General features: G+C 43.5%; 37 protein-coding genes. 35 read left to right on the top strand and 2 right to left on the bottom strand.

Features of this window, described 5'->3' with window-relative positions; genetic code table 11:
* The first annotated feature begins 21 nt into the window (after positions 1 to 21).
* The 32 genes from rpsG (at position 22) to rplQ (ending at position 17,483) form a co-directional block, all read left to right on the top strand.
* A complete protein-coding gene (gene rpsG / locus DWW90_RS10035) occupies positions 22 to 498 on the top strand; it encodes a 30S ribosomal protein S7 (RefSeq protein WP_122276555.1) in 477 nt (158 codons plus the stop codon).
* 31 nt (positions 499 to 529) lie between these two features.
* Positions 530 to 2,659: an elongation factor G gene (gene fusA / locus DWW90_RS10030; protein ID WP_122344874.1), complete on the top strand. Its 2,130-nt coding sequence runs from the start codon at positions 530 to 532 to the stop codon at positions 2,657 to 2,659.
* Between the two features lie 21 nt (positions 2,660 to 2,680).
* Positions 2,681 to 2,986, top strand: a complete 306-nt coding sequence (rpsJ, locus tag DWW90_RS10025) for a 30S ribosomal protein S10 (RefSeq protein ID WP_005634728.1) — start codon at positions 2,681 to 2,683, stop codon at positions 2,984 to 2,986.
* A gap of 21 nt (positions 2,987 to 3,007) precedes the next feature.
* Positions 3,008 to 3,625 (top strand): 50S ribosomal protein L3, encoded by a 618-nt coding sequence (gene rplC / locus DWW90_RS10020; RefSeq protein ID WP_122332063.1) that lies wholly within the window; start codon positions 3,008 to 3,010, stop codon positions 3,623 to 3,625.
* Positions 3,625 to 4,254: a 50S ribosomal protein L4 gene (gene rplD, locus DWW90_RS10015; RefSeq protein ID WP_115497985.1), complete on the top strand. Its 630-nt coding sequence runs from the start codon at positions 3,625 to 3,627 to the stop codon at positions 4,252 to 4,254. The genes rplC and rplD overlap by 1 nt, the downstream gene beginning before the upstream one ends.
* 11 nt (positions 4,255 to 4,265) lie before the next feature.
* Positions 4,266 to 4,559 (top strand): 50S ribosomal protein L23, encoded by a 294-nt coding sequence (gene rplW / locus DWW90_RS10010; RefSeq protein ID WP_115497986.1) that lies wholly within the window; start codon positions 4,266 to 4,268, stop codon positions 4,557 to 4,559.
* 8 nt (positions 4,560 to 4,567) lie between these two features.
* Positions 4,568 to 5,392 carry a 50S ribosomal protein L2 gene (gene rplB, locus DWW90_RS10005; protein WP_115497987.1) on the top strand — a complete coding sequence of 275 codons (825 nt, stop codon included), beginning with the start codon at positions 4,568 to 4,570 and terminating at the stop codon, positions 5,390 to 5,392.
* Positions 5,393 to 5,412: 20 nt separating this feature from the next.
* Complete coding sequence (rpsS, locus tag DWW90_RS10000; protein WP_028730655.1) at positions 5,413 to 5,682, top strand: 30S ribosomal protein S19; 270 nt, start codon at positions 5,413 to 5,415, stop codon at positions 5,680 to 5,682.
* A 49-nt stretch (positions 5,683 to 5,731) separates the two neighbouring features.
* Positions 5,732 to 6,142: a 50S ribosomal protein L22 gene (gene rplV, locus DWW90_RS09995; RefSeq protein WP_005634739.1), complete on the top strand. Its 411-nt coding sequence runs from the start codon at positions 5,732 to 5,734 to the stop codon at positions 6,140 to 6,142.
* 7 nt (positions 6,143 to 6,149) lie between these two features.
* Complete coding sequence (gene rpsC / locus DWW90_RS09990) at positions 6,150 to 6,884, top strand: 30S ribosomal protein S3 (RefSeq protein WP_115497988.1); 735 nt, start codon at positions 6,150 to 6,152, stop codon at positions 6,882 to 6,884.
* A 20-nt stretch (positions 6,885 to 6,904) separates the two neighbouring features.
* Positions 6,905 to 7,339, top strand: a complete 435-nt coding sequence (gene rplP / locus DWW90_RS09985; RefSeq protein ID WP_005634742.1) for a 50S ribosomal protein L16 — start codon at positions 6,905 to 6,907, stop codon at positions 7,337 to 7,339.
* Between the two features lie 5 nt (positions 7,340 to 7,344).
* Positions 7,345 to 7,542, top strand: coding sequence for a 50S ribosomal protein L29 (rpmC, locus tag DWW90_RS09980; protein WP_075966666.1), 198 nt, complete (start codon positions 7,345 to 7,347; stop codon positions 7,540 to 7,542).
* 9 nt (positions 7,543 to 7,551) lie between these two features.
* Positions 7,552 to 7,809, top strand: coding sequence for a 30S ribosomal protein S17 (rpsQ, locus tag DWW90_RS09975; protein ID WP_115497989.1), 258 nt, complete (start codon positions 7,552 to 7,554; stop codon positions 7,807 to 7,809).
* Between the two features lies 1 nt (position 7,810).
* Positions 7,811 to 8,176, top strand: a complete 366-nt coding sequence (gene rplN, locus DWW90_RS09970) for a 50S ribosomal protein L14 (RefSeq protein ID WP_008149935.1) — start codon at positions 7,811 to 7,813, stop codon at positions 8,174 to 8,176.
* A 19-nt stretch (positions 8,177 to 8,195) separates the two neighbouring features.
* Positions 8,196 to 8,516 carry a 50S ribosomal protein L24 gene (gene rplX / locus DWW90_RS09965; protein WP_115497990.1) on the top strand — a complete coding sequence of 107 codons (321 nt, stop codon included), beginning with the start codon at positions 8,196 to 8,198 and terminating at the stop codon, positions 8,514 to 8,516.
* On the top strand, positions 8,516 to 9,073 hold the full coding sequence (gene rplE / locus DWW90_RS09960) for a 50S ribosomal protein L5 (RefSeq protein ID WP_008149932.1): 558 nt from the start codon (positions 8,516 to 8,518) through the stop codon (positions 9,071 to 9,073). The genes rplX and rplE overlap by 1 nt, the downstream gene beginning before the upstream one ends.
* A gap of 6 nt (positions 9,074 to 9,079) precedes the next feature.
* Positions 9,080 to 9,349: a 30S ribosomal protein S14 gene (gene rpsN, locus DWW90_RS09955; RefSeq protein ID WP_115497991.1), complete on the top strand. Its 270-nt coding sequence runs from the start codon at positions 9,080 to 9,082 to the stop codon at positions 9,347 to 9,349.
* Positions 9,350 to 9,405: 56 nt separating this feature from the next.
* Positions 9,406 to 9,801 carry a 30S ribosomal protein S8 gene (rpsH, locus tag DWW90_RS09950; protein ID WP_122344873.1) on the top strand — a complete coding sequence of 132 codons (396 nt, stop codon included), beginning with the start codon at positions 9,406 to 9,408 and terminating at the stop codon, positions 9,799 to 9,801.
* 16 nt (positions 9,802 to 9,817) lie between these two features.
* The gene (gene rplF / locus DWW90_RS09945) at positions 9,818 to 10,369 is read left to right on the top strand and encodes a 50S ribosomal protein L6 (RefSeq protein WP_008149927.1); all 552 of its coding nucleotides are present in this window, start codon (positions 9,818 to 9,820) and stop codon (positions 10,367 to 10,369) included.
* A 21-nt stretch (positions 10,370 to 10,390) separates the two neighbouring features.
* The gene (gene rplR / locus DWW90_RS09940) at positions 10,391 to 10,735 is read left to right on the top strand and encodes a 50S ribosomal protein L18 (protein WP_005634763.1); all 345 of its coding nucleotides are present in this window, start codon (positions 10,391 to 10,393) and stop codon (positions 10,733 to 10,735) included.
* Between the two features lie 5 nt (positions 10,736 to 10,740).
* Entirely contained in the window at positions 10,741 to 11,259 is a 519-nt protein-coding gene (gene rpsE, locus DWW90_RS09935) for a 30S ribosomal protein S5 (RefSeq protein WP_115498103.1), read from the top strand.
* Between the two features lie 19 nt (positions 11,260 to 11,278).
* A complete protein-coding gene (gene rpmD, locus DWW90_RS09930; RefSeq protein ID WP_005651341.1) occupies positions 11,279 to 11,455 on the top strand; it encodes a 50S ribosomal protein L30 in 177 nt (58 codons plus the stop codon).
* 27 nt (positions 11,456 to 11,482) lie between these two features.
* Positions 11,483 to 11,929, top strand: coding sequence for a 50S ribosomal protein L15 (rplO, locus tag DWW90_RS09925; protein ID WP_115497992.1), 447 nt, complete (start codon positions 11,483 to 11,485; stop codon positions 11,927 to 11,929).
* A gap of 3 nt (positions 11,930 to 11,932) precedes the next feature.
* Positions 11,933 to 13,273 (top strand): preprotein translocase subunit SecY, encoded by a 1,341-nt coding sequence (gene secY / locus DWW90_RS09920; protein ID WP_115497993.1) that lies wholly within the window; start codon positions 11,933 to 11,935, stop codon positions 13,271 to 13,273.
* Positions 13,274 to 13,277: 4 nt separating this feature from the next.
* The gene (gene map, locus DWW90_RS09915; RefSeq protein ID WP_122344872.1) at positions 13,278 to 14,063 is read left to right on the top strand and encodes a type I methionyl aminopeptidase; all 786 of its coding nucleotides are present in this window, start codon (positions 13,278 to 13,280) and stop codon (positions 14,061 to 14,063) included.
* 15 nt (positions 14,064 to 14,078) lie between these two features.
* Complete coding sequence (infA, locus tag DWW90_RS09910; RefSeq protein ID WP_005634776.1) at positions 14,079 to 14,297, top strand: translation initiation factor IF-1; 219 nt, start codon at positions 14,079 to 14,081, stop codon at positions 14,295 to 14,297.
* 15 nt (positions 14,298 to 14,312) lie between these two features.
* Complete coding sequence (gene ykgO, locus DWW90_RS09905; protein WP_005645768.1) at positions 14,313 to 14,429, top strand: type B 50S ribosomal protein L36; 117 nt, start codon at positions 14,313 to 14,315, stop codon at positions 14,427 to 14,429.
* Between the two features lie 35 nt (positions 14,430 to 14,464).
* Positions 14,465 to 14,845, top strand: a complete 381-nt coding sequence (gene rpsM, locus DWW90_RS09900) for a 30S ribosomal protein S13 (RefSeq protein ID WP_005634778.1) — start codon at positions 14,465 to 14,467, stop codon at positions 14,843 to 14,845.
* Positions 14,846 to 14,856: 11 nt separating this feature from the next.
* Complete coding sequence (rpsK, locus tag DWW90_RS09895; protein ID WP_115497995.1) at positions 14,857 to 15,246, top strand: 30S ribosomal protein S11; 390 nt, start codon at positions 14,857 to 14,859, stop codon at positions 15,244 to 15,246.
* A gap of 123 nt (positions 15,247 to 15,369) precedes the next feature.
* A complete protein-coding gene (gene rpsD / locus DWW90_RS09890; RefSeq protein ID WP_008149909.1) occupies positions 15,370 to 15,975 on the top strand; it encodes a 30S ribosomal protein S4 in 606 nt (201 codons plus the stop codon).
* A 12-nt stretch (positions 15,976 to 15,987) separates the two neighbouring features.
* Complete coding sequence (locus tag DWW90_RS09885; RefSeq protein ID WP_115497996.1) at positions 15,988 to 16,980, top strand: DNA-directed RNA polymerase subunit alpha; 993 nt, start codon at positions 15,988 to 15,990, stop codon at positions 16,978 to 16,980.
* Positions 16,981 to 16,988: 8 nt separating this feature from the next.
* Positions 16,989 to 17,483, top strand: coding sequence for a 50S ribosomal protein L17 (rplQ, locus tag DWW90_RS09880; RefSeq protein ID WP_115497997.1), 495 nt, complete (start codon positions 16,989 to 16,991; stop codon positions 17,481 to 17,483).
* 407 nt (positions 17,484 to 17,890) lie between these two features.
* Here the strand turns inward: rplQ and DWW90_RS09875 are convergent, their stop codons facing one another.
* Together DWW90_RS09875 and DWW90_RS09870 are read right to left on the bottom strand one after the other, a co-directional pair.
* A complete protein-coding gene (locus DWW90_RS09875; RefSeq protein ID WP_122344871.1) occupies positions 17,891 to 18,361 on the bottom strand; it encodes a glucosaminidase domain-containing protein in 471 nt (156 codons plus the stop codon).
* Entirely contained in the window at positions 18,358 to 18,801 is a 444-nt protein-coding gene (locus DWW90_RS09870) for an HU family DNA-binding protein (protein WP_115497999.1), read from the bottom strand. Before DWW90_RS09870 ends, DWW90_RS09875 begins: the two co-directional genes overlap by 4 nt.
* A gap of 202 nt (positions 18,802 to 19,003) precedes the next feature.
* Here DWW90_RS09870 and DWW90_RS09865 point away from each other — a divergent pair, with 202 nt between their 5' ends.
* The 3 genes from DWW90_RS09865 to DWW90_RS09855 form a co-directional block, all read left to right on the top strand.
* Complete coding sequence (locus tag DWW90_RS09865; protein WP_122344870.1) at positions 19,004 to 19,240, top strand: DUF4248 domain-containing protein; 237 nt, start codon at positions 19,004 to 19,006, stop codon at positions 19,238 to 19,240.
* A 51-nt stretch (positions 19,241 to 19,291) separates the two neighbouring features.
* The gene (locus tag DWW90_RS09860) at positions 19,292 to 21,664 is read left to right on the top strand and encodes a DUF3987 domain-containing protein (protein WP_122344869.1); all 2,373 of its coding nucleotides are present in this window, start codon (positions 19,292 to 19,294) and stop codon (positions 21,662 to 21,664) included.
* Positions 21,665 to 22,228: 564 nt separating this feature from the next.
* Positions 22,229 to 24,085 (top strand): hypothetical protein (locus tag DWW90_RS09855; RefSeq protein ID WP_199662190.1); only part of this gene is annotated, 1,857 nt, incomplete at its 3' end.

Genomic DNA, 24,085 nt, shown 5'->3' with positions numbered 1-24,085 from the left:
AACGAAATTTTTGAAAACAAAATGAGAAAAGCAAAACCAAAGAAAAGACAGATCCTTCCGGATCCTGTTTTCGGTGATGTTAAGGTTACGAGATTCGTTAACCATTTGATGTATGACGGCAAGAAAAATACTGCCTTCGAAATTTTCTATTCCGCTTTGGAAACAGTTAAGGCCAAATTGCCTAACGAAGAAAAGTCCGCTCTCGAAATTTGGAAAGCTGCACTCGACAATATTACTCCTCAAGTCGAAGTGAAATCCCGCCGTGTTGGTGGTGCTACTTTCCAGGTACCTACTGAAATCCGCCCCGATCGTAAAGAATCAATTTCAATGAAGAACCTGATCATCTTCTCACGCAAGAGAGGTGGTAAGACTATGGCTGACAAGCTGTCTGCAGAGATTGTAGATGCTTACAACAACCAGGGTGGCGCATTCAAAAGAAAAGAAGATATGCACCGTATGGCTGAAGCTAACCGTGCATTCGCTCACTTCAGATTTTAATTTATCAATTATTTAGGAGATAATAAAAAAGATGGCAACAAAAGCTGACGAACAATTAAAGTATACCAGAAACATCGGTATCATGGCGCACATCGATGCAGGAAAGACTACGACTTCAGAGCGTATCCTTTTCTACACAGGTCTGACTCACAAGATTGGTGAAGTTCACGACGGTGCTGCAACAATGGACTGGATGGAACAGGAGCAGGAACGCGGTATCACAATTACCTCTGCTGCAACTACGACTTTCTGGAACTACGCTAATGATAAATATAAGATTAACTTGATTGACACTCCGGGACACGTTGACTTTACTGTCGAAGTAGAACGTTCATTGCGTATCCTGGATGGTGCTGTTGCTGCTTTCTGTGCTGTAGGTGGTGTTGAACCGCAGTCTGAAACAGTATGGCGTCAAGCTGATAAATATAACGTACCCAGAATTGGTTATGTAAATAAAATGGACCGTTCCGGCGCAAACTTCTTCGAAGTAGTTCGTCAGGTAAAGGATGTTTTAGGTGCTAATCCTTGTCCGATTCAGATACCTATCGGTGCAGAAGAAACTTTCAAAGGCGTAGTCGACCTGGTTACGATGAAGGCTATTTTCTGGCACGATGAAACAATGGGTGCTGAATATTCTGTTGAAGAAATTCCGGCAAACCTGAAGGATGAAGCTGAAGAATGGAGAGACAAGATGCTCGAAGTTTTGGCTGAATGCGACGATGCTTTGATGGAGAAATATTTCGACGATCCTTCTACTATTACAGAAGATGAGATCCGTGTAGCTATCCGCAAAGGAACTATCGCTATGCAGATCAATCCGATGATCTGTGGTTCTTCTTTCAAGAACAAAGGTGTTCAGACACTGTTGAACGCTGTCTGTGCTTATTTGCCGAGTCCTGCCGATACAGATGCTATCGAAGGTACAGATCCGCGTGATCCGGAAAAAGTGATTGTTCGCAAACCGTTGTTTGAAGAACCGTTGACTGCGTTGGCATTTAAGATCGCAACCGACCCGTATGTAGGCCGCTTGTGTTTCTTCCGTGTGTATTCAGGTTCTTTGCAGGCTGGTTCTTATGTATATAACACTCGTTCAGACAAGAAAGAACGTATTTCACGTCTGTTCCAGATGCACTCAAACAAACAGAACCCGATGGAAGCTATCGGTTGCGGTGATATCGGTGCAGGTGTTGGTTTCAAGGATATCCGTACTGGTGATACTCTTTGCGACGAAGCACATCCGATCACTCTGGAATCAATGGAATTCCCGGATCCGGTTATCGGTATCGCCGTAGAGCCTAAGACTCAGAAAGACCTGGATAAGCTGGGCATGGGATTGGCTAAGCTGGCTGAAGAAGACCCGACGTTCCGCGTACAGACTAACGAAGAAACTGGCCAGACAGTAATCAGCGGTATGGGTGAGCTTCACCTGGATATCATTGTTGACCGTCTGCGTCGTGAATTCAAGGTTGAATGTAACCAGGGTAAACCTCAGGTTACTTACAAGGAAGCTATCACCAAGTCTGTTGAACTTCGCGAAGTTTATAAGAAACAGTCTGGTGGTCGTGGTAAGTTTGCCGATATCATCGTTCGCATCGAACCGGCTGACGAAAGCTTTGAAGGTACACTGCAGTTTATCGACGAAGTGAAGGGTGGTAACATTCCGAAGGAATTTATCCCGTCTGTTCAGAAAGGTTTCGAAAAGGCAATGAAGAACGGTATCTTGGCCGGTTATCCGTTGGATAAACTGAAAGTTACTTTGATCGATGGTTCTTTCCACCCGGTAGACTCTGACCAGTTGTCATTCGAAATTTGTGCCATCCAGGCATTCAAGAGTGCTTCTGAAAAGGCAGGTCCTGCTTTGATGGAACCGATCATGCAGATGGAAGTTGTGACTCCGGAAGAAAGCATGGGTGATGTAATCGGCGACTTGAACAAACGTCGTGGACAGGTTGAAGGTATGGAATCAAGCCGTACCGGTGCACGTGTAGTGAAAGCGAAAGTTCCTTTGGCTGAAACATTCGGTTATGTAACAGCATTGCGTACTATCACTTCAGGTCGTGCAACTTCTTCAATGCAGTTCTCACACTATGCTCAGGTATCTTCTTCTATCGCTAAGCAGGTATTGACAGAAGTACAGGGTCGTGCTGATTTGATCAAATAATTTAGAAACATATATATAAATATGAGCCAAAAGATCAGAATTAAATTAAAGTCTTACGATTATTCTCTGGTAGACAAGTCTGCCGAGAAGATCGTGAAGACGGTTAAGGCTACCGGTGCAGTTGTTAGCGGCCCGATACCTCTGCCTACGCACAAGCGTATCTTTACTGTGAACCGCTCGACTTTCGTTAACAAAAAGTCTCGTGAGCAGTTCGAACTCTCTTCTTATAAGAGATTAATCGATATCTATAGCTCGACTGCAAAAACAGTTGACGCTTTGATGAAGCTGGAATTGCCCAGCGGTGTTGAAGTAGAAATTAAAGTGTAAGTTTATTAACAAATTAGTGAAATGCCAGGATTATTAGGAAAAAAAATCGGAATGACATCCGTTTTCAGTGCCGAGGGAAAAAATCTTCCATGCACTGTTATCGAAGTGGGTCCTTGTGTAGTTACACAGATTAAGACTTTGGAAAATGATGGCTATGAAGCTGTACAGTTGGGTTTCGAAGAGAAAAAAGAGAAACACACGACACAGCCTGAAATGGGTCACTTTAAAAAAGCTGGTGTAACTCCCAAGAGATACTTGGCCGAGTTCAAGAATTTTGAAACCGAATATAAGCTCGGTGATGTAATCACTGTAGATTATTTGGAAGATGCAGGTTTCGTTGATGTAGTTGGTACATCAAAAGGTAAAGGTTTCCAGGGTGTAGTAAAACGTCATGGTTTCGGTGGTGTAGGTCAGACTACTCACGGTCAGCATAACCGTTTGCGTGCTCCCGGTGGTATCGGTGCCTGTTCTTACCCTGCAAAGGTATTCAAAGGTATGCGTATGGCCGGCCAAATGGGTAATGAACGTGTAACTGTTCAGAACCTGCAAGTGATCAAGGTGATGCCGGAACACAATCTTTTATTGGTTAAAGGATCTGTTCCAGGAGCAAAAGGTTCAATCTTATTAATTGAAAAGTAATGGAACTGAGCGTATTAAATATTAAAGGTGAAGATACCGGAAGAAAGGTAACATTGAACGATGCTATCTTTGGAATTGAACCCAATGATCATGCTATTTACTTGGATGTAAAACAGTATTTGGCTAATCAGCGTCAGGGAACTCACAAATCGAAAGAAAGAAGTGAAGTTTCCGGTAGTACTCGTAAACTGATCCGCCAGAAGGGTGGTGGTGGAGCTCGTCGTGGTGACATCAACTCTCCGGTGTTGGTAGGTGGTGGCCGTGTATTCGGTCCGAAACCCAGAGATTATGAGTTCAAATTGAACAAGAAAGTGAAGGGTCTGGCTCGTAAGTCTGCCTTGGCTTATAAAGCAAAGAATAACGCAATCGTAGTAGTAGAAGATTTCACTTTGGAAGCTCCTAAGACTAAAGAATTCGTAACAATTGCTAAGAATCTGAAAGTGGCTGACGGAAAGTTACTTTTGGTTTTATCAGAGAAAAATAATTTCGTATATTTGTCGGCCAGAAATTTAGAGAAGGCAAATGTTATAACAGCTTCTGAATTAAATACATACGGAGTGTTAAATGCTGCAAATGTTGTATTTACCGAAAGTTCAGTCGCTGCTATTGAAAAACTGTTTAACGCATAAGGAGTAGAAAAATGGGAATTATTATTAAACCTATAGTAACTGAGAAGCAAACAGCGATTACAGAAAAGATGGCTAATCGCTATGGTTTTCGTGTTTCTCCTGATGCCAACAAGTTAGAGATTAAAAAAGCCATTGAAGACATGTACAATGTTACCGTAGTTGATGTTAATACCATCAACTACTCAGGCAAACAGAAAAGTCGTTATACCAAATCCGGTATTATCAATGGCAAACAATCAGCTTTCAAAAAAGCTATCGTAACGTTGAAAGAAGGAGAAACAATTGATTTCTTTAGTAATATCTAAAAAAAGAAATGGGAATACGTAAATTAAAGCCCACAACACCGGGGCAGAGACACAAAGTTATTGGTGCATTTGATAAAATCACTGCAAGTACACCAGAAAAGTCTCTTGTAACAGGTAAAAGAAGTACAGGTGGTCGTAATAACACAGGTAAGATGACAATGCGTTATCTTGGTGGCGGTCACAAACAGAAGTACAGATTTATCGATTTCAAGAGAAATAAAGATGGCATTCCTGCAACAGTTAAGTCTATCGAGTATGATCCTAACCGTACATCTCGTATCGCACTGTTGTATTACGCAGACGGAGCAAAGAGCTATATCATCGCTCCGAACGGACTGGAAGTTGGCCAGACAGTGGTTTCAGGTAGCGAAGCAGCTCCTGAGATAGGTAATACTTTGCCTATGGCAAATATTCCCGTTGGTACTATTATTCATAATATCGAGCTTCGTCCGGGACAGGGTGCCAAAATGGTACGTTCTGCCGGTGCATTTGCTCAGCTGACTTCAAAAGAAGGCGATTATGCAATTATTAAGATGCCTTCTGGTGAAACCAGAAAGATTCTTGCTGCATGTAAGGCTACAGTTGGTAGCGTAGGTAACTCAGACCATGGTCTTGAAAAATCAGGTAAAGCCGGTCGTTCTAGATGGTTAGGTCGTCGTCCTCGTAACCGTGGTGTTGTAATGAACCCGGTTGATCACCCAATGGGTGGTGGTGAAGGTCGTGCTTCCGGAGGTCATCCAAGATCTCGTAATGGCTTGTATGCTAAGGGCTTGAAGACAAGAGCTCCGAAGAAGCATTCTTCAAAATATATCATTGAAAGAAGAAAGAAATAATCTGATTAATTAAGTAAACTATGAGTCGTTCGCTAAAAAAAGGCCCGTACATTAATATCAAGCTGGAAAAGAAAGTCCTGGCAATGAATGAGTCAGGTAAGAAGGCTGTCGTTAAGACATGGGCAAGAGCTTCAATGATTTCGCCTGACTTTGTAGGCCATACTATTGCAGTTCATAATGGAAATAAATTTATTCCTGTTTTTGTAACCGAGAACATGGTAGGTCATAAACTGGGAGAGTTTTCTCCTACTCGTACGTTCCGTGGTCACGCCGGTAACAAGAAAAAATAATCGGTAGTAACAGGAATTCAGGAATCTGAAAATAAAAAGAATCAATAAAATGGGTGCTAGAAAAAGAATATCAGCTGAAGCAAGAAAAGAAGCCCAAAAAACCATGTATTTCGCAAAATTGCGTAACGTGCCGACTTCTCCGCGCAAGATGCGTCTCGTTGTAGACATGATCCGCGGTATGGAAGTATTCCGTGCACTTGGTGTTTTGAAGTTTTCTAATAAGGAAGCTGCAGCAAGAGTAGAAAAATTGCTTCGTTCGGCTATTGCCAATTGGGAACAGAAGAATGAACGTAAAGCAGAAGCTGGAGAGTTGTGCGTATCTTCAATCAGCGTAGATTGCGCTACTACATTGAAGAGAATGCGTCCGGCTCCTCAGGGAAGAGGTTACAGAATTCGTAAACGTTCGAACCATGTAACTCTGTTTGTTGATACACTTAGTAAAAACGATAGTCAAAATTAATTTGTAGATGGGACAAAAAGTTAATCCGGTTAGTAATCGTTTGGGAATTATCCGTGGATGGGATTCCAATTGGTATGGCGGCAAGAAATACGGAGATACTTTGCTGGAAGATAGCAAAATCCGTAAATATCTGAATGCTCGTCTTGCTAAGGCTAGTGTATCTCGCGTCGTTATTGAACGTACGCTGAAGTTGATTACAATTACAGTTTGCACATCGCGTCCGGGTATCATCATCGGAAAAGGTGGTCAGGAAGTTGATAAGTTGAAAGAAGAGTTGAAGAAAATTACCGACAAAGAAGTTCAGATCAATATCTTTGAGGTAAAAAGACCCGAATTGGACGCTGTTATCGTTGCAAACAACATTGCTCGTCAGCTTGAAGGAAAAATTGCTTACCGTCGTGCTATCAAGATGGCTATCGCCTCTACCATGAGAATGGGTGCCGAAGGTATTAAAGTGCAAGTCTCTGGTCGTTTGAATGGTGCTGAAATGGCGCGTTCAGAAATGTATAAAGAAGGAAGAACTCCGTTACACACATTCAGAGCAGATATTGATTATGCTTTGGCTGAAGCGTTGACGAAGGTTGGTTTGATCGGCGTTAAGGTTTGGATCTGCCGTGGTGAAGTATATGGTAAGAGAGATCTTGCTCCTTCATTTGCTGCTACTAAAGATTCAGGTCGCAGAAATGACAATGCCGGCGGCAGCAGAGAAAAGAACTTCAAGAGAAAGAAAGCTAATCGTTAAACGTTAGAATTTAAGAAGAGATGTTACAACCAAAGAAAACCAAGTTCAGAAGACAGCAGAAAGGCCGCATGAAGGGCGAAGCTCAACGTGGCAACCAGCTGGCATTCGGTTCGTTTGGTATAAAAGCGTTAGAGAATAAATGGATTACCGGTCGTCAGATTGAAGCTGCTCGTATCGCGGTAACTCGTTATATGCAACGTCAGGGTCAGGTTTGGGTTCGTATTTTCCCGGACAAACCAATCACAAAGAAGCCTGCTGAAGTACGTATGGGTAAAGGTAAAGGTAATCCCGAAGGGTTTGTTGCGCCTGTTACTCCAGGTCGTTTGATTTTCGAAATCGAAGGGGTTCCTTTTGATATTGCTAAAGAAGCTTTGCGCTTAGCTGCACAGAAGCTTCCGGTAACAACAAAGTTTGTTGTGAGACGTGATTATGATATGGCTAATCAAAATGCGTAATTGTTATGAAGATTGCAGAAATTAGAGAATTAAGCACGAAGGAGTTAGTGGAAAGAATTGATGCTGAAGTTACTGCTTACGATCAGAAAGTAATTAACCACAGCATATCTCCGAGTGAAAACCCTGCTCAGATTAAACAACAACGCAGGATGATTGCGCGCATGAAGACAGAATTGCGCCAGAGAGAACTTAACAACAAATAATTGAGCCTGATGGAAACTAGAAATTTAAGAAAAGAAAGAACGGGCGTGGTTACCAGCAACAAGATGGATAAGAGCATCACGGTTGCTATCAAATGGAAGGAAAAACACCCCATTTATGGAAAGTTCGTTAGCAAGACGAAGAAATATCATGCTCATGACGAAAAGAATGAATGCGGTATCGGCGATACTGTAAAGATTATGGAAACTCGTCCTTTGAGCAAAACAAAAAGATGGAGATTAGTTCAAATAATCGAAAGGGCTAAGTAACATGATACAACAAGAATCAAGACTAGTAGTAGCAGATAACAGTGGCGCTAAAGAAGCGTTGTGTATCCGTGTTTTGGGCGGAACAAGAAAACGTTATGCCTCTGTTGGGGATGTAATTGTAGTAGCAATTAAGAGTGTAATCCCGGCAAGTGATGTGAAGAAGGGTGCTGTTTCTAAGGCTATCATTGTTCGCACTAAAAAAGAAATCCGCCGTCCGGATGGTTCATACATCCGTTTCGATGATAACGCATGCGTATTGTTGAATGCCGGTGGTGATATTCGTGGAAGCCGTATCTTCGGTCCGGTTGCCAGAGAACTTCGTGCAACAAACATGAAAATCGTTTCACTTGCACCTGAAGTGCTTTAATTTTGTAAAACGTAAAGTAATGAGCAAATTACATATCAAAAAAGGCGATATAGTTTTTGTTAATACCGGCGAAGACAAAGGTAAGACAGGTCGTGTTTTAGAAGTACTCGTAAAAGACAGCCGTGCCATTGTAGAAGGTATTAATATGGTATCAAAGCATACCAAGCCTAATGCAAAGAATCCTCAGGGAGGAATTGAAAAGAAAGAAGCCCCGATTCATATTTCCAACCTAAACGTTGTTGACCCGAAATCCGGCAAGCCGACACGTATTGGTCGCAAATTAGACGAAAAAGGTGCTTTAGTGCGTTATTCTAAAAAATCAGGGGAGGAAATTAAGTAATGAGCAATACTGCCAGTCTTAAGAAAGAATATCAGGACAGAATTGTTCCTGCTTTGACGAAAGAGTTCGGTTATAAAACCGTTATGCAGGTGCCCGTACTGAAGAAGATTGTTATCAATCAAGGTTTAGGTATGGCTGCTGCTGATAAGAAGATTATTGATATCGCTATCAGCGAATTGTCAACTATCACAGGCCAGAAGGCTGTTGCGACAGTTTCAAAGAAGGATATCTCTAACTTCAAGTTGCGTAAGAAAATGCCGATCGGTGTAATGGTAACATTGCGTCGTGAACAGATGTACGAATTCCTGGAAAGACTCGTTCGCGTGGCTCTTCCCCGTATCCGTGACTTCAAGGGCATCGAAAGCAAATTGGACGGAAGAGGTAATTATACACTCGGTATTCAGGAACAAATCATTTTCCCTGAAATAAATATCGATAATATTACCAAAATATTGGGAATGAATATTACCTTTGTGACCTCTGCGAAAACAGATGAAGAAGGGTATGCTCTCTTGAGAGAATTTGGATTGCCTTTTAAAAATGCAAAAAAAGACTAAGTAGTTATGGCAAAGGAATCAATGAAAGCCCGTGAGGTGAAAAGAGCAAAGCTCGTAGCTAAATATGCTGCTAAAAGAGCAGAACTGAAAGCAGCAGGTGACTATGAAGCTTTACAGGCTTTACCTAAAAATGCTTCTCCTGTACGTTTGCACAACCGTTGCAAAATTACAGGACGTCCGAAAGGCTATGTACGCCAGTTCGGTATTTCTCGTATTCAACTGCGTGAAATGGCATCTAATGGTTTAATCCCGGGTGTAAAGAAAGCAAGTTGGTAAGAGTTTTTTAATTTAAATATTGTCCGGGTGTCCGGATCAATTTAATTCATTTATATATGACAGATCCTATTGCAGATTATTTGACAAGATTGCGTAATGCAATTAAAGCGAAGCACAGAGTTGTTGAAGTGCCGGCGTCAAATTTAAAGAAAGAGATCACAAAGATCCTTTTCGACAAGGGCTACATTCTTAATTTCAAGTTTGTAGAAGATGGTCCTCAGGGTACAATTAAGATTGCCTTGAAGTATGACCAGGTAAACAAAGTTAATGCAATCAAGAAACTTGAGAGAGTTTCTACCCCTGGTTTGCGTAAGTACACTGGTTACAAGGAAATGCCGAGAGTATTGAATGGTTTAGGTATTGCCGTTCTTTCTACTTCTAAGGGTGTGATGACAGACAAAGAAGCACGTGATCTGAAGATCGGCGGCGAAGTATTATGTTATGTTTATTAATTAGGAGGAAAGAAGAATGTCAAGAATAGGAAAATTACCAATTCATGTACCGGCCGGTGTTACGGTTACCATTAAGGATAATGTAGTGACTGTAAAAGGTCCCAAAGGCGAGATGACTCAGGCTGTGAATCCTGATATTAATGTGACTTTGGAAGATGGAATCATCCATCTGACACGTCCGACAGACGAAAAGAACCATCGTGCATTGCACGGCTTGTATCGTTCACTGATCAACAACATGGTGATCGGATGTTCAGAAGGATATAAGAAAGAACTGGAACTTGTCGGTGTTGGTTACCGTGTGACAAATACAGGTCAGCTGTTAGACCTTTCTTTAGGTTATACACACAACATTTACATGCAGTTGCCTAAAGAAGTGAAAGTTGAAACAAAGGCAGAGAGAAATAAAAATCCTCTTATTATCCTTGAATCGGCTGATAAACAATTACTGGGACAGATTTGTGCTAAGATTCGTTCATTCAGAATGCCGGAACCGTATAAAGGTAAAGGTATCAAGTTCGTGGGTGAAGAAATTCGCAGAAAGTCTGGTAAATCAGCAGGTAAGTAATCTACGTAAACTGAAATTATCATGACAACGAAGGAAGAAAGAAGATTAAAGATAAAAGCAGGTGTACGCGGTAAGATCTCAGGAACTCCTGAACGTCCGCGCCTGACTGTGTTTAGAAGCAACAAGCAGATCTATGCACAGGTTATTGATGACACTACAGGTAAGACTCTGGCTGCAGCATCATCTCTGAAGATGGATGTTAAAGCTCCGAAAAAGGAGATCGCTGCCAAGGTTGGAGAACAGATTGCTAAAGTAGCCCAGGAAGCTGGTGTACAAGCTGTCGTTTTCGACCGTAACGGTTACCTGTATCATGGGAGAATTAAAGAATTAGCTGATGCTGCACGTAACGGCGGCCTTAAATTTTAATGAAGATGGCAGGAGTTAATAATAGAGTTAAGTCGACCAACGACATAGAGTTGAAGGACCGTTTGGTTGCAATCAACCGCGTAACTAAAGTAACTAAGGGTGGACGTACATTCAGTTTTGCTGCAATCGTTGTAGTAGGAAATGAAGACGGCATCGTTGGTTGGGGCTTGGGAAAAGCCGGTGAAGTCACGACAGCTATCGCTAAAGGTGTTGAAGCTGCAAAGAAAAACTTGATCAAGGTTCCCGTTCATAAAGGAACTATCCCTCACGAACAATTAGCTAAGTTCGGTGGTGCTCAGGTGCTGATCAAACCGGCATCTCATGGTACCGGAGTGAAGGCTGGTGGTGCTATGCGTGCCGTATTGGAAAGTGTTGGTATCACAGACGTTTTGGCTAAGTCAAAAGGTTCTTCTAACCCTCACAACCTGGTGAAAGCGACTATCGCTGCACTGAGTGAGTTGAGAAGCCCGTTGATGGTTGCTCAGAACAGAGGTGTTGCAGTTGAAAAAGTATTCAGAGGTTAATTAGGGAGGATAATAAGTTATGGCAACTATCAAAGTTAAGCAGACAAAAAGTAGAATTAAATGCCCGAAAGACCAAAAGAGAACTCTTGATGCACTGGGTCTGAAGAAAATGAACCAGGTAGTAGAACATGAAGCTACTCCGGCAATTCTGGGTATGGTTGAGAAAGTGAAACATTTGGTTTCAGTAGTAAAGTAATAACGGTTGAAAAATAAATTATACGATATGAACTTATCAAATTTAAAACCTGCTGAAGGATCTACCAAGACCAGAAAGAGAATCGGCCGTGGTCCGGGTTCAGGATTAGGAGGAACTTCAACAAGAGGTCATAAAGGTGCGAAATCAAGATCCGGTTATAGCCAGAAGATTGGTTTCGAAGGTGGTCAGATGCCTATACAGAGACGCTTACCTAAATTTGGTTTCAAGAATATTAACCGCGTAGAATATAAAGCTATCAATCTTTCTACATTACAGGGCATGGCTGAAGCTCAGCAGCTCACAAAGATTGGTATCAATGATTTGATCGAAGCTGGTTTCATCTCAGCTTCCCAGTTGGTTAAAATCCTTGCTAAAGGTAGCTTGACAGCGAAACTTGAAGTGGAAGCTCACGCTTTCTCAAAGAGTGCTGAAGCAGCTATCCAAGCTGTAGGTGGAACTGTTGTTAAACTCTAAGTTATGAGAGCAGTTGAAACAATAAAAAATATCTGGAAGATTGAGGATCTGAGAAATCGGATCCTCACCACTCTTTTGTTAGTGGCGATATACCGTTTCGGTACATACGTTGTGCTTCCGGGTATTGATCCTAAAGCGTTGACCGCTTTGCAGGAACAGACAAGAGGCGGATTGCTGGCATTGTTGGACATGTTCTCTGGTGGTGCATTCTCTAATGCTTCTATTTTTGCATTAGGGATTATGCCGTATATCTCCGCTTCCATTGTGATGCAGTTGATGGCAATTGCAGTTCCTTCTTTCCAGAAATTACAGAGAGAAGGCGAAAGTGGTCGTCGTAAGATCAACCAGTGGACTCGCTACCTGACAGTGGCTATTCTTCTGTTCCAGGGTCCTACTTATCTTGTTAACTTAAGTGTACAGCTGAAAGCCGCCGGAGCAGCTCTGCCTGCAGGTATATGGTTTACAATCTCTTCTACAGTTATTTTAGCTGCTGGAAGTATGTTTATCTTATGGCTTGGTGAAAGAATTACAGATAAAGGTGTTGGAAATGGTATCTCATTTATCATTTTAGTTGGTATTATAGCCCGTCTGCCGCACTCGCTGTTCGAAGAATTTATTTCAAGAACAAGTGAAAAAACCGGTGGTCTGGTTATGTTCCTGTTTGAAATGTTGTTCCTTTTGCTGGTTATCGCAGGTGCTATCCTGTTAGTACAAGGTACCCGTAAGGTCCCCGTACAGTATGCAAAACGGATCATTGGAAATAAACAATATGGTGGCGCACGCCAGTACATTCCCCTGAAGGTGAATGCTGCAAACGTAATGCCTATCATCTTTGCCCAGGCAATCATGTTTATTCCGATTTCAATTGTTGGTTTCTCAAGCACGGGCGAACGTTCCGGCTTTGTAGCTGCCTTTATGGATAATACCGGATTTTGGTACAACTTCGTATTTGCTGTACTGATTATCTTGTTTACATATTTCTATACAGCTATCACGATCAATCCTACCCAGATGTCGGATGATCTGAAGAGAAACAACGGGTTCATTCCGGGTGTCAAACCGGGAAAGAGTACCAAAGATTATTTGGATACCATCATGGACCGTATTACTTTGCCGGGAGCATTCTTCCTTGCATTAGTGGCAATCATGCCTGCTTTTGCCCGGATCGCCGGTGTAAGTATGGCGTTCTCCCAATTCTTTGGCGGAACATCTTTGTTGATCCTGGTTGGTGTAGTGTTGGATACACTGCAGCAAGTAGAAAGTCATTTGTTGATGCGTCATTATGACGGTTTGTTGAAGTCAGGAAGAATTAAAGGTCGTACAGGCTCAGTTGCCGCTTACTAATAGAATGATCTATTTAAAAACAGATGAAGAAATAGAGTTGATGCGTGCCGCGAATCAACTGGTGGGTAAGACGCTTGGCGAATTAGCCAAACATATCGCTCCCGGCGTGAATACGCTTCAACTCGATAAGATTGCCGAGGAATTCATTAGAGATAATGGTGCAGTTCCGGCCTTTTTAGGATACGGTGGTTTTCCAAACTCAATCTGTGCTTCCGTAAACGAGCAGGTAGTACACGGCATCCCTTCCGAGAAAGCAGTTTTGAAAGAAGGTGACGTTATATCTGTCGATTGCGGTACGGTGTTGAATGGTTTTGTCGGAGATTCCGCCTATACATTTTGTGTCGGCGAAGTCGATCCCAAAGTGAAAGCCTTGTTGAAGACAACAAAAGAATCACTTTACCTGGGCATCCAGCATGCCCTCGAAGGCAAACGCCTTGGCGATATCAGCCATGCCGTACAGTCCTATTGCGAATCGAAAGGTTACTCTGTTGTCAGAGAGCTGGTCGGTCACGGAATCGGACGCAAGATGCACGAAGAACCGGAAGTCCCCAATTACGGGCGCCCCGGTTGCGGTCCCTTATTACGCAGCGGTATGTGCATCTGCATAGAACCGATGATCAATATGGGAAGCAAGAATGTAGCTTTTGAGAAAGACGGTTGGACAGTCCGCACGAAAGACAGAAAGTGTTCGGCTCATTTCGAGCATTGTATCGCGATCTGTCCCGACGGTCCCCAAATCTTATCTTCATTCGAGTTTTTAGAAGAAGTTTTAGGTAATAACGCAATTTAATTTGATTTAATTTATATGGCTAAACAGTCAGCAATTGAACAAGATGGAGTTATAGTAGAAGCATTGTCAAACGCAATGTTTCGTGTAGAATTAGAGAACGGACATGAAATTACTGCTCATATCTCAGGGAAGATGAGAATGCACTACATTAAGATCCTCCCGGGTGATAAAGTAAGAGTTGAGATGTCTCCGTATGATCTATCGAAAGGTAGAATTGCTTTTAGATATAAATAAAAAAAACAACAAGATATGAAAGTAAGAGCATCTTTAAAGAAGCGTACTCCCGAATGTAAAATCGTTAGAAGAAAGGGACGCTTATACGTAATTAACAAGAAAAATCCTAAGTATAAACAACGTCAAGGATAATTTATTATTTTTGCAAAATAATTTAAGTAAGTAATATGGCTATAAGAATAGTTGGTGTAGACTTGCCACAAAATAAAAGAGGAGAAATTGCCTTGACCTATATTTACGGTATTGGTCGTAGTGCTTCAAAATCCATCTTAGATAAAGCAGGCATTGATCGTGATATCAAAGTAAAAGACTGGACAGACGATCAGGCTGCAAAAGTACGTGAAGTCATTGGCGCTGAGTATAAAGTAGAAGGTGATCTTCGTTCAGAAGTTCAGCTGAACATCAAGCGTCTGATGGATATCGGATGTTACAGAGGTGTTCGTCACCGTATTGGTTTGCCTTTGAGAGGCCAGAGCACAAAGAACAATGCTCGTACTCGTAAGGGTAAGAAGAAAACTGTTGCAAATAAGAAAAAAGCTACTAAATAATAAGAATTGATATGGCAAAGAAATCAGTCGCAGCAAAGAAGAGAAACGTAAAAGTTGACGCTTACGGTCAAGCTCATATTCATTCTTCTTTTAACAACATTATTGTGTCTCTTGCTAATAGCGAAGGTCAGGTTATCAGTTGGTCTTCTGCTGGTAAGATGGGATTCAGAAGTTCTAAAAAGAACACTCCGTATGCCGCTCAGATGGCAGCTCAGGATTGTGCAAAAGTAGCTTATGATCTTGGTTTGAGAAAAGTAAAAGTATTCGTTAAGGGCCCGGGTAACGGACGTGAGTCTGCTATCCGTACAATTCACGGTGCCGGTATTGAAGTAACAGAAATCGTTGACGTTACTCCGCTTCCTCACAATGGTTGTCGTCCTCCGAAAAAGAGAAGAGTATAATTAACTATAGTTTCTTGAACATTGAATCCGGAATTGTGAATAGATTACACAAAGACCTTATCCTCTCTGTAATCGCGGCTGCACGGTTCCAGATTCAGAACAGAACATTAAAACAATAAAAAAATGGCAAGATATACTGGACCTAAAACAAGAATTGCCCGTAAGTTTGGTGAGGCAATATTCGGACCGGATAAAGTTCTTTCAAAGAAGAACTATCCTCCCGGACAGCACGGAAACGCCCGCAAAAGAAAAACTTCTGAGTACGGAATCCAGCTTCGTGAGAAGCAGAAAGCAAAATACACTTACGGTGTATTGGAAAAACAATTTAGAAACCTGTTTGAAAAGGCTTCACGTTCAAAAGGTATTACCGGTGAGGTGCTGTTGCAGCTCCTGGAAGGCCGTCTGGACAACGTAGTATTCCGTTTGGGTATCGCCCCGACGCGTGCTGCAGCCCGTCAGTTGGTTTCTCATCGTCACATTACAGTAGACGGTAAGGTTGTAAACATTCCTTCTTACTCTGTAAAAGCCGGTCAGGTTATTGGTGTTAGAGAAAAATCCAAATCACTTGAAGTGATTGCTGACGCACTGTCAGGATTCAATCACAGCAAGTATCCCTGGATCGAATGGGATCAGTCTTCTTTAAGCGGAAAATTACTGCATCTGCCGGAAAGAGCTGACATTCCTGAAAACATTAAAGAGCAGTTGATCGTAGAATTGTATTCTAAATAATAATTGATTTCCATGGCGATATTAGCATTTCAAAAACCCGATAAAGTATTAATGTTGGAAGCGGACAATTTCTTCGGAAAGTTTGAATTTCGTCCGTTGGAACCCGGCTATGGTATTACAATAGGTAATGCTCTACGTCGTATTCTCCTGTCGTCACTTGAAGGTTTTGCTATTACATCCATTAAGATCGAAGGCGTTGACCATGAATTTGGTACAATTCCCGGCGTGATCGAGGATGTGACAAACATAATCTTGAATCTGAAACAAGTCCGGTTCAAGCATATTGTAGACGACATAGAGAATGAAAAAGTAAGTATTACTGTTTCGGGTTCGGAAGTGTTCAAAGCCGGTGATATAGGTAAACAGCTGACCGGATTCGAAGTATTGAATCCTGAGTTGGTTATTTGTCGCTTAGATCCGAACGCAGGTTTCCAGATTGAACTGACGATTAACAAAGGTCGCGGATATGTTCCCGCTGATGAAAACAGAGACCCGAACGCAGACATGCACGTGATTGCAATCGACTCTATTTACACACCTGTGCGTAACGTCAAATATTCAATCGAAAACTTCCGTGTTGAGCAGAAGACGGACTACGAAAAGTTGGTTCTTGAAATAGCCACTGATGGTTCTATTCATCCGAAGGAAGCGTTAAAAGAAGCAGCTAAGATTCTGATTCACCATTTCATGTTGTTCTCAGATGAAAAGATTGCTATCGAGACAGTTGATACTGACGGTAATGAGGAATTCGATGAAGAAGTACTTCACATGCGCCAGTTGCTCAAGAGCAAACTCTCGGATATGGATCTTTCCGTTCGCGCATTGAATTGCTTGAAGGCCGCAGATGTTGAAACGTTAGGCGAACTGGTTAAATTCAACAAGAATGACCTGTTGAAGTTCCGTAACTTCGGTAAGAAGTCACTGACTGAGCTTGACGAACTGCTTGAAAGTCTGAACCTTTCATTCGGTATGGATATCACTAAGTATAAATTAGATAAAGAGTAAGTATAGCGATGAGACATAATAAAAAAATAAATCATTTGGGTCGTACAAATACTCACCGTAACGCGATGCTTTCAAACATGGCATGTTCCCTTATCAAGCATAAGAGAATCTTTACTACTGTTGCAAAAGCTAAAGCGCTTCGTAAATTTGTAGAACCGCTTATCACTAAGTCTAAGGAGGATACAACTCACTCAAGACGTGTGGTATTCAGCAATTTGCAGGACAAATTTGCTGTAACAGAATTGTTCAAGGAAGTATCTCAGAAGATCGGCGACCGTCCGGGTGGTTACACACGTATCCTGAAGACTGGCAACCGTCTGGGTGACAACGCAGCCATGTGCTTCATTGAACTGGTTGATTACAACGAAAACATGTTGAGCGCAGCTACAACTAAGAAAGCTACGAAGACAAGACGTTCTCGTAAGAAAGCTACAGCTGCTGAAGCCGCTGTCGAAGCTCCCGTTGCAGAAGCACCGGTTGCTGAAGAAAAAGCTGCCGAATAATACTTTCAAAGCCTGTAAGGGCGACAGAACTTAGCCCAGGGCGTGAGCCCTGGGGGATAGGAGTTCTTCTTTATGATAAAAGCCCTGTAGGGGCGACACTTTGTATATAGAAAACATTGTGTCGCCCTTACAGGGCTTTAGTGTTAGGGTAGGGACCTTTCTCCCAAGGCTTACGCCCTGGGCTAAGTTCTGTCGCCCCTACAGGGCTTTGTAGGAACTTACCAGAGCCTGATCCTAACGGACAGTCTCAAATAGAGGTTCATCCCCTTCCTCAGAATCCGGAGGAGCAGGGCGAGGATAAGTTTCAGTGCTGACGGGAGGTTCTTCATCCGGTACGGGTTTAAAGTGAAACAAGAAATTCAATAATGCCAAAACAAATTCAATGATCTTTCTGATTTTCTGCATAATTATTTTTCAATTAACGCAATAACCGCCTGAATTGTCCGTGCGATCTGGATGATGCTGTGCCGGTACGTTTCGCGGTTGTCGCCGTTCTGTTCACTAATGTAGGGACTGTAGGCAATCTCTTTGGCATAGGCCTCCGGGTCATTGCTTACCTGCCAGGCACGGCGATAACAATCCCGAATAAGGCGTGCAAAATCCAGGAAAGAGTTTTCGCGCGTATCATACCGGCGGAAGTCCAAAGAATAGGCAGAAGTCTTTAAAACCGTCTTTCCGCCATGCCAATAAGCGTTACTGCAACCGTAGGCCGTCAATCCGAAAAAGTTCCGGCTTTCCCGTGCCAGGTCACTCATGCCCCAACCGCTCTCTAACGCCGCCTGCGCCAAAATGACCAGCGGATTCATGTTGAAAGCAGCTCCTGCCGACAAAGCCGCCGGCAGACACTCTTTTACGAAGCTGATTTGTGCTGGTTTCATAAAATTCCAGGTCTTTCTACACCAGAACCATTTCCGGAATTATCTGATTCATTTTCAATGCGTTCAACGCTTACTTTGGCTATCATTTCACGCAGTTTAGCCCCCGGAGAGAAGATTATTCGCGGCTTTCGGATCATGGATGCCTGAAAATCGCTTGCATATACCACTCCAGCGCTTCCGATCGAGAGGCGGAAGTTGCCCAATGCCCCCATCTGGACCGTTTCGCCTCGGAGCAACGCCTCTTGCATGCAGCGGATCACACCCAGCAAGACGAGCGCCACGTCGCCATCGCTGGCTGTTGAACGGTCTGCCACCACATCGCAGATGGTATTGAAGTCCATCATTCCCGTGACATTGGCGGAAGCATAATACCGCTTCGCATCTGCATCCGCACCTTTCGTCAGGTCTTTTTTCAAAACAAGTTTGTACTTTACTGACATACGATTAAAAAATTTAAGGGTTAGTGAATTATTACATTACAAAGATACAACACCATGTAGCCCAATGGGAAAGGTGTTGCAGGATGCCGGATGTTTGTGCCGGATTCAATAACTTTTTATAAAATAGTTGTCAAAAAGTTTGTATAGTATTAAATAAGTCCGTACATTGTAAGTGATTTAGATGACTTAGACAAAAAATATTATGGAAGATAAAAAAAACGAGCTGGAATTAGCAAGGGGCGCAATGGGAGTAACCGAGTTCGCCCTCCTTTATTTCCCTGACTGTACGCCCGAAATGGCATACAAAAGGATGTGGGTATGGATTCGTACCTCGCGCGGATTGAAGGAAAAGCTGATCGCTGCCGGTTGGGTAAGATTTCAGAAACTCTACACGCCGAAACAAGTCGCCTGCCTGGTTGAGCACCTGGGCGAACCTTAGATAGAATACTAATCGGATATTTTTAGTACATCCACATAAAACAATTGTGACATGATTGATTCATTAAGCGTCAAAGGAACTTTCTTTGACTCGGCGATCCGGACATGGAGCGCCCGTATGATGCCCTTAGATCAGTACATCAACGAAGTGAAAAACGGAGTTCACGCCCCGGCGATTGCCCGGATCAGGGAACTGGTCTCGGCCGGTAAAAACAAAGAAGCGGAGAGCCTGAAGAAGGAGCTACCCCTCTACGTTGCCGGCGGCGAAATGCAAGGCGGCCGGCGCCTGGAGCACATGGTGGCTTATAGCGGTTGCATCTGCACTGATATCGACGACCCCGCCATCTCGCCCCAGGAAGTCCTCCGGATCGCAGGAAGCCTCCCGTATGTGAAAGCCGGGCATATCAGTCCTTCCGGCACAGGTAACAAACTCTTTATCCTGGTAGACAGCCCTTTGGAGTGCCACTCCCTGGCCTTCGAGCTCGTACGCCGCCGCATCGAAACCGATATCCCCGGCGTGACGGTAGACCGGAGCGGCAAGGACCCGAACCGTGGCTGTTTCGTCAGCCACGACCCTGACGCTTTTTATAAGGTAGAGTCGGAAGTGCTCTCCCTTCCTATGCCCGAGCCCGCGTCGGTCACCCATGCGCCCCGTCCGGAGGCCGGCCGTACGGCAGACGCCCTCACGAACTACATCGACAAGTATGAGCAGGATAACCCTTTCGCTGCCGGAGGGCGCCACTCGCATGTCGTGAAACTCGCCGCCGTCCTGAACAATGCCGGCTTTTCGCCTTACGAAGTAGCGGCCGAATGCACCCGCCGCTACGTCCAGCCGGATTTCCCGGCAGGCGAAATCGAGAAGACCGTCACGGATATTTACCGCCGTTACAGCGCCTCGCATGGCTGCAATCCGTATAGGCCGAAAGAGGAGCAGGAGACGAAGAAATGTCTCAAAAGTCTCAAAAATTCCCCTATAGTTCCCGGCCAGCAGCAGGCTTCGGAGGAAGATCAGGAACAGCCTGATATAGAACCCGATAATCTCCTTTTGCCCCGTTTTGGAAAGGACGTCTACGAGAACCTCCCAACCATACTCACGGACATTTTAGAGCGGGCTCCGGGCGAGACGGAAAGAGACACCATGCTCTTTGCAGCCCTCACGCTGATCAGCAGTGTGACGTCGAACGTCCGCGGTTCGATAGCAGAAAAAATACATTATCCCTGCCTCTTCGGCGCTCTCCTGGGACCCTCGGGAAGTGGTAAGGGCTGTGTGGCAGGCATGCACGCACTGATCGCCCCCTGGCAGCAGTACGTCTACGACAATTCGCGCTGCTACGTGAAAGAATATGAAAGGAAGAAAATGGAATACGATCTCTATATCCAGTCGAAGAAGCGCCCCTCCAAAAACGCGGCGCCCCAGGCCGGTCTGCCTCCCGAAGAGCCGGAAGTGGTCAAACAGCGAAACCTGAATATCTTCGGATATACCACACTGGCCCGCTTCATCGAGCTTTTGCAAGTCAACTCTCCCTATGCCTCCTGCCTCTTCGAAACGGAGATGGAGTCACTCATCCATACCATGGGGCAGGATTTCGGCGGCTACGGCTACCTGCTCAACCAGGCTTACCACCACGAACGTGCCGGCAACGACTCGAAGACGAACGGCACTTTCATGGTTGCCGAACCCAAACTGGCACTCTTTGTCACCGGTACCGACGGAATGTTCCCGCAATTAGTACCCTCGACCGAGAACGGAACCTTCAGCCGCCTGCTGATCTACAAACTGACCGGCGACGCGGCCTACCGGGGCCTGACTTCGGCAGACGATTCGCCAACGGCTGCAAACTGTTTCGACGTGGCCGGACAGCGTATCCTGGACATCGGCATACACCTCGACGGCTCGCCCACATGGGTGAATTACACGGATGCACAACGGAAAAGGATCGACCGTTTCTTTGAACGCGAGTATGAAAAGGTACGCGTTTTCGACAACGAAGACCTCGCTTCGGCCGTCCTGCGCTACCGCCTGGCGATGTTCCGCATCGCGATGGTACTGACTGCCCTCCGTAAAGGCGAGGCGCGTAGCCTGGAACGTGTCTGTACCGTTTGTGAAGACGATTATCGTACCGCTTTTCGCATTATGGAAGTATGCCTGCAGCACGCCTATGTGGTTAGCACGTCGTTGAACCGCGAGAAACGGGTGGCGCATTATAAGTTTCCCTACATCCAGCAAAAGTTCTTTGCCGACCTGCCCGACCGCTTCAAGCGCGCCGAGCTGATCGAGGAGGGAAATGTCCGTGGCATCAGCAAGTCGAGTGTAAACAGAATGATCAAGAAATGCGAAGAACAAAAGCTAATCGTTTCTGTAGGAGCCGGTTATTTCGAAAAGACAACGAAAGGAAAAACAATCGTCGCCCCGGAAATACCCTAAGAATTTTTGAAACTTTTGAAACTTTTTTTACAAATGCGTTGTCCTGATTCCGCAAAAATTGAATAAGCATTGCTTTTCAACGAGACAGGCATCGGTTCAAAAACGGATAGGCACTGCCTTCAAACGCTGTATTCATCAGGGTATTCCTTGAAAGATACCATTTTTTGAACCGTTTTGCACGAAAGCTTTTTTAAGATTATGCGAAAAGTGGATAAGTGGTTGTGGAAGAGTGAATTAAGTTCCGGGAAAATGACTAAAAAAAACGATCGTTTTAATTCGTCATTTTTACTGCACAAAAATACGCATTCCTTTTTAAACCACAACTCTTTTCAATAAAAAATTTCCTACCTCTATAGTCTTTCTTATCAATTAGATAGCAATTTTAGTACGAAAATACGCCTTTTTAATACGAAGTCCAAAGATCGCGAAAAAAAATGACTAAAAAAAACGATCGTATTCGTAGTCAAAATACAAGAATTAACAAACGTACCTTATAATAGCGCGTACGTATATATATAGAACTTGCATTTCAATAACTGTATTATTAATATTAAAATTTAGATTATGAACAAAAAGATTTCTACTCTGGTTGCCGTCTTCGGATTGGCGACAAGTTCGTTCGCAATGGCTGCTGATGCTGACATTGTGAAAGGGGACTATTATCATTTGGAGACACAAGCGATCGGTAATACACCTGGTGCAGCAGGTCGTTTGGTGTTAACACAGGAAACTGCTGATGCAAAAGATGCATTAGTCGTTGTTAAGTCAGATCAGCCTCTTGCCCTTACTGACTCTGCTTTATGGAAAGTAGATTATAAATTAGATGTTACCTCTGGCCAATATTCTTATACATTTAAGAATAAGGCTACCGGAACACAGTTGTCTTTTGCTGCGGGAAGCAATGTTAAAACTCCGGCTACAATCACATCTGGTGCTAATGACTTAACTGAGCATGGCACAAAAGCAGACGGCACATTGAGTGGCTCTTTGCTGTTTAACTGGGCTGCCCCTTCTGGTGTACAAACTACTGCGGCTGTTCTGTCTTCATATATTCCGGCAAAGGACTCTACTTTGTCTTTGGCTGTAAAATTAGGAAGCAGTGAAGCTCTTGCTGCTACGAAATCTCCGATTATTCAGGTAATGACTAAGGGAAATGCTAAACCGACAGTTGGTGACGCTTCTAAGGAAAATCCTATCCTTGCAGTTAAAGCTGTTCGTGCTACACCAAGACAACTGAATGGTATCGAACTTAACAACATGCTGGGTGAAGGCAGAGGTTTCCAACTGTTCTTCTCTTATAAGAATAAGTTGACTACTGCTAATAATGCTTTGGCTGGGGTTATCTTTGAAGCTGTAACAAAAGTAACAGGAGAGGCAGGCGATGCTGCAACCGATGGTACTGAAGTTATGTTGAAAGCAAAAACATTAGCTCCTAAGAAAAGCGCAGAGGGTAACAATAAGTATTTGTATGCTTATATTGATACTATTTGTTATGATGCAGCTAACAAGACTGATGATGGTTCAAAGCTGACTTTCAAGGTTGATACAATCCCGACTACTGATGGAACAGCAACTGCAGGTACTATCTTGGATGCTGATGCTTATACATTCAGCTTCTATGTAGATCCTTCTTCTCCGAATGATTCTGTTGCTGTGTTTGTGAAGCAATCTTACAAATTAGGTCAATCAGGTTCTGGTGTTGATCCGAGAACTTATAAGGTAACTGATGGTTCTAATCCTTTCCCATTGCAGTTAGCTCCTCTTGCCGGAATCTCTACAGATAAATTGGTTTTGACGACAGGTGATGCTACAGCTGTAGCAGGTCCTCTTCCTGAAGATACCCGTATCTCCTTCACCGGTGGTGCAACTCCTGCTCCTCTGTTTGATGGTACAAAGGTTTACTCTGTTAAGAATGTAAACGAAGCTGCTGATGCTGAAAATGCAGGTAAGTATATGGTAGTAGCTCCGACAGCTGCAGATGCTTATGGCGAAGCTTATTCAAGCAAGGTCTTTGCTCACCTGCCTTCTACACAGTTCGTGTTTGACGGTGCTAAGATGATCAACCGTGAATTGAATACAGTTTCAACAGATGCTCTTTATTCAGTAGAAGGTAAGGCTGATGTTTATACAAACCTGACAGATACATTCGAAATCAAAGTGATGGAAGATGTAAACTTGAAAGATTCAACAATGGGCTGGTCTTATATCACTGCTGATTCTTTGACTAACTATGCATTCTCTTTGGATTATGTATCAGGTATTCTGGAAGGTCGTAGCATCAATATGAAAGCAGACTCTGCTGTAGTTGCTACAACAGGAGAAGGCAAGCTGTTCAAGCTCGTAGCTACAGGCTTTGGTAAAGTAGCAGATGCAGCCGAAGTTGATGGCGTTAAGACTCTTTACAACCAGGCTTATAAGATC

Source organism: Parabacteroides sp. AF17-28, from assembly GCF_003479205.1.
In the GTDB taxonomy this organism is placed as follows: domain Bacteria; phylum Bacteroidota; class Bacteroidia; order Bacteroidales; family Tannerellaceae; genus Parabacteroides; species Parabacteroides acidifaciens.
Note: the sequence above shows the minus strand (reverse complement) of the source record. Positions and strands in the feature narration are given on the sequence as shown.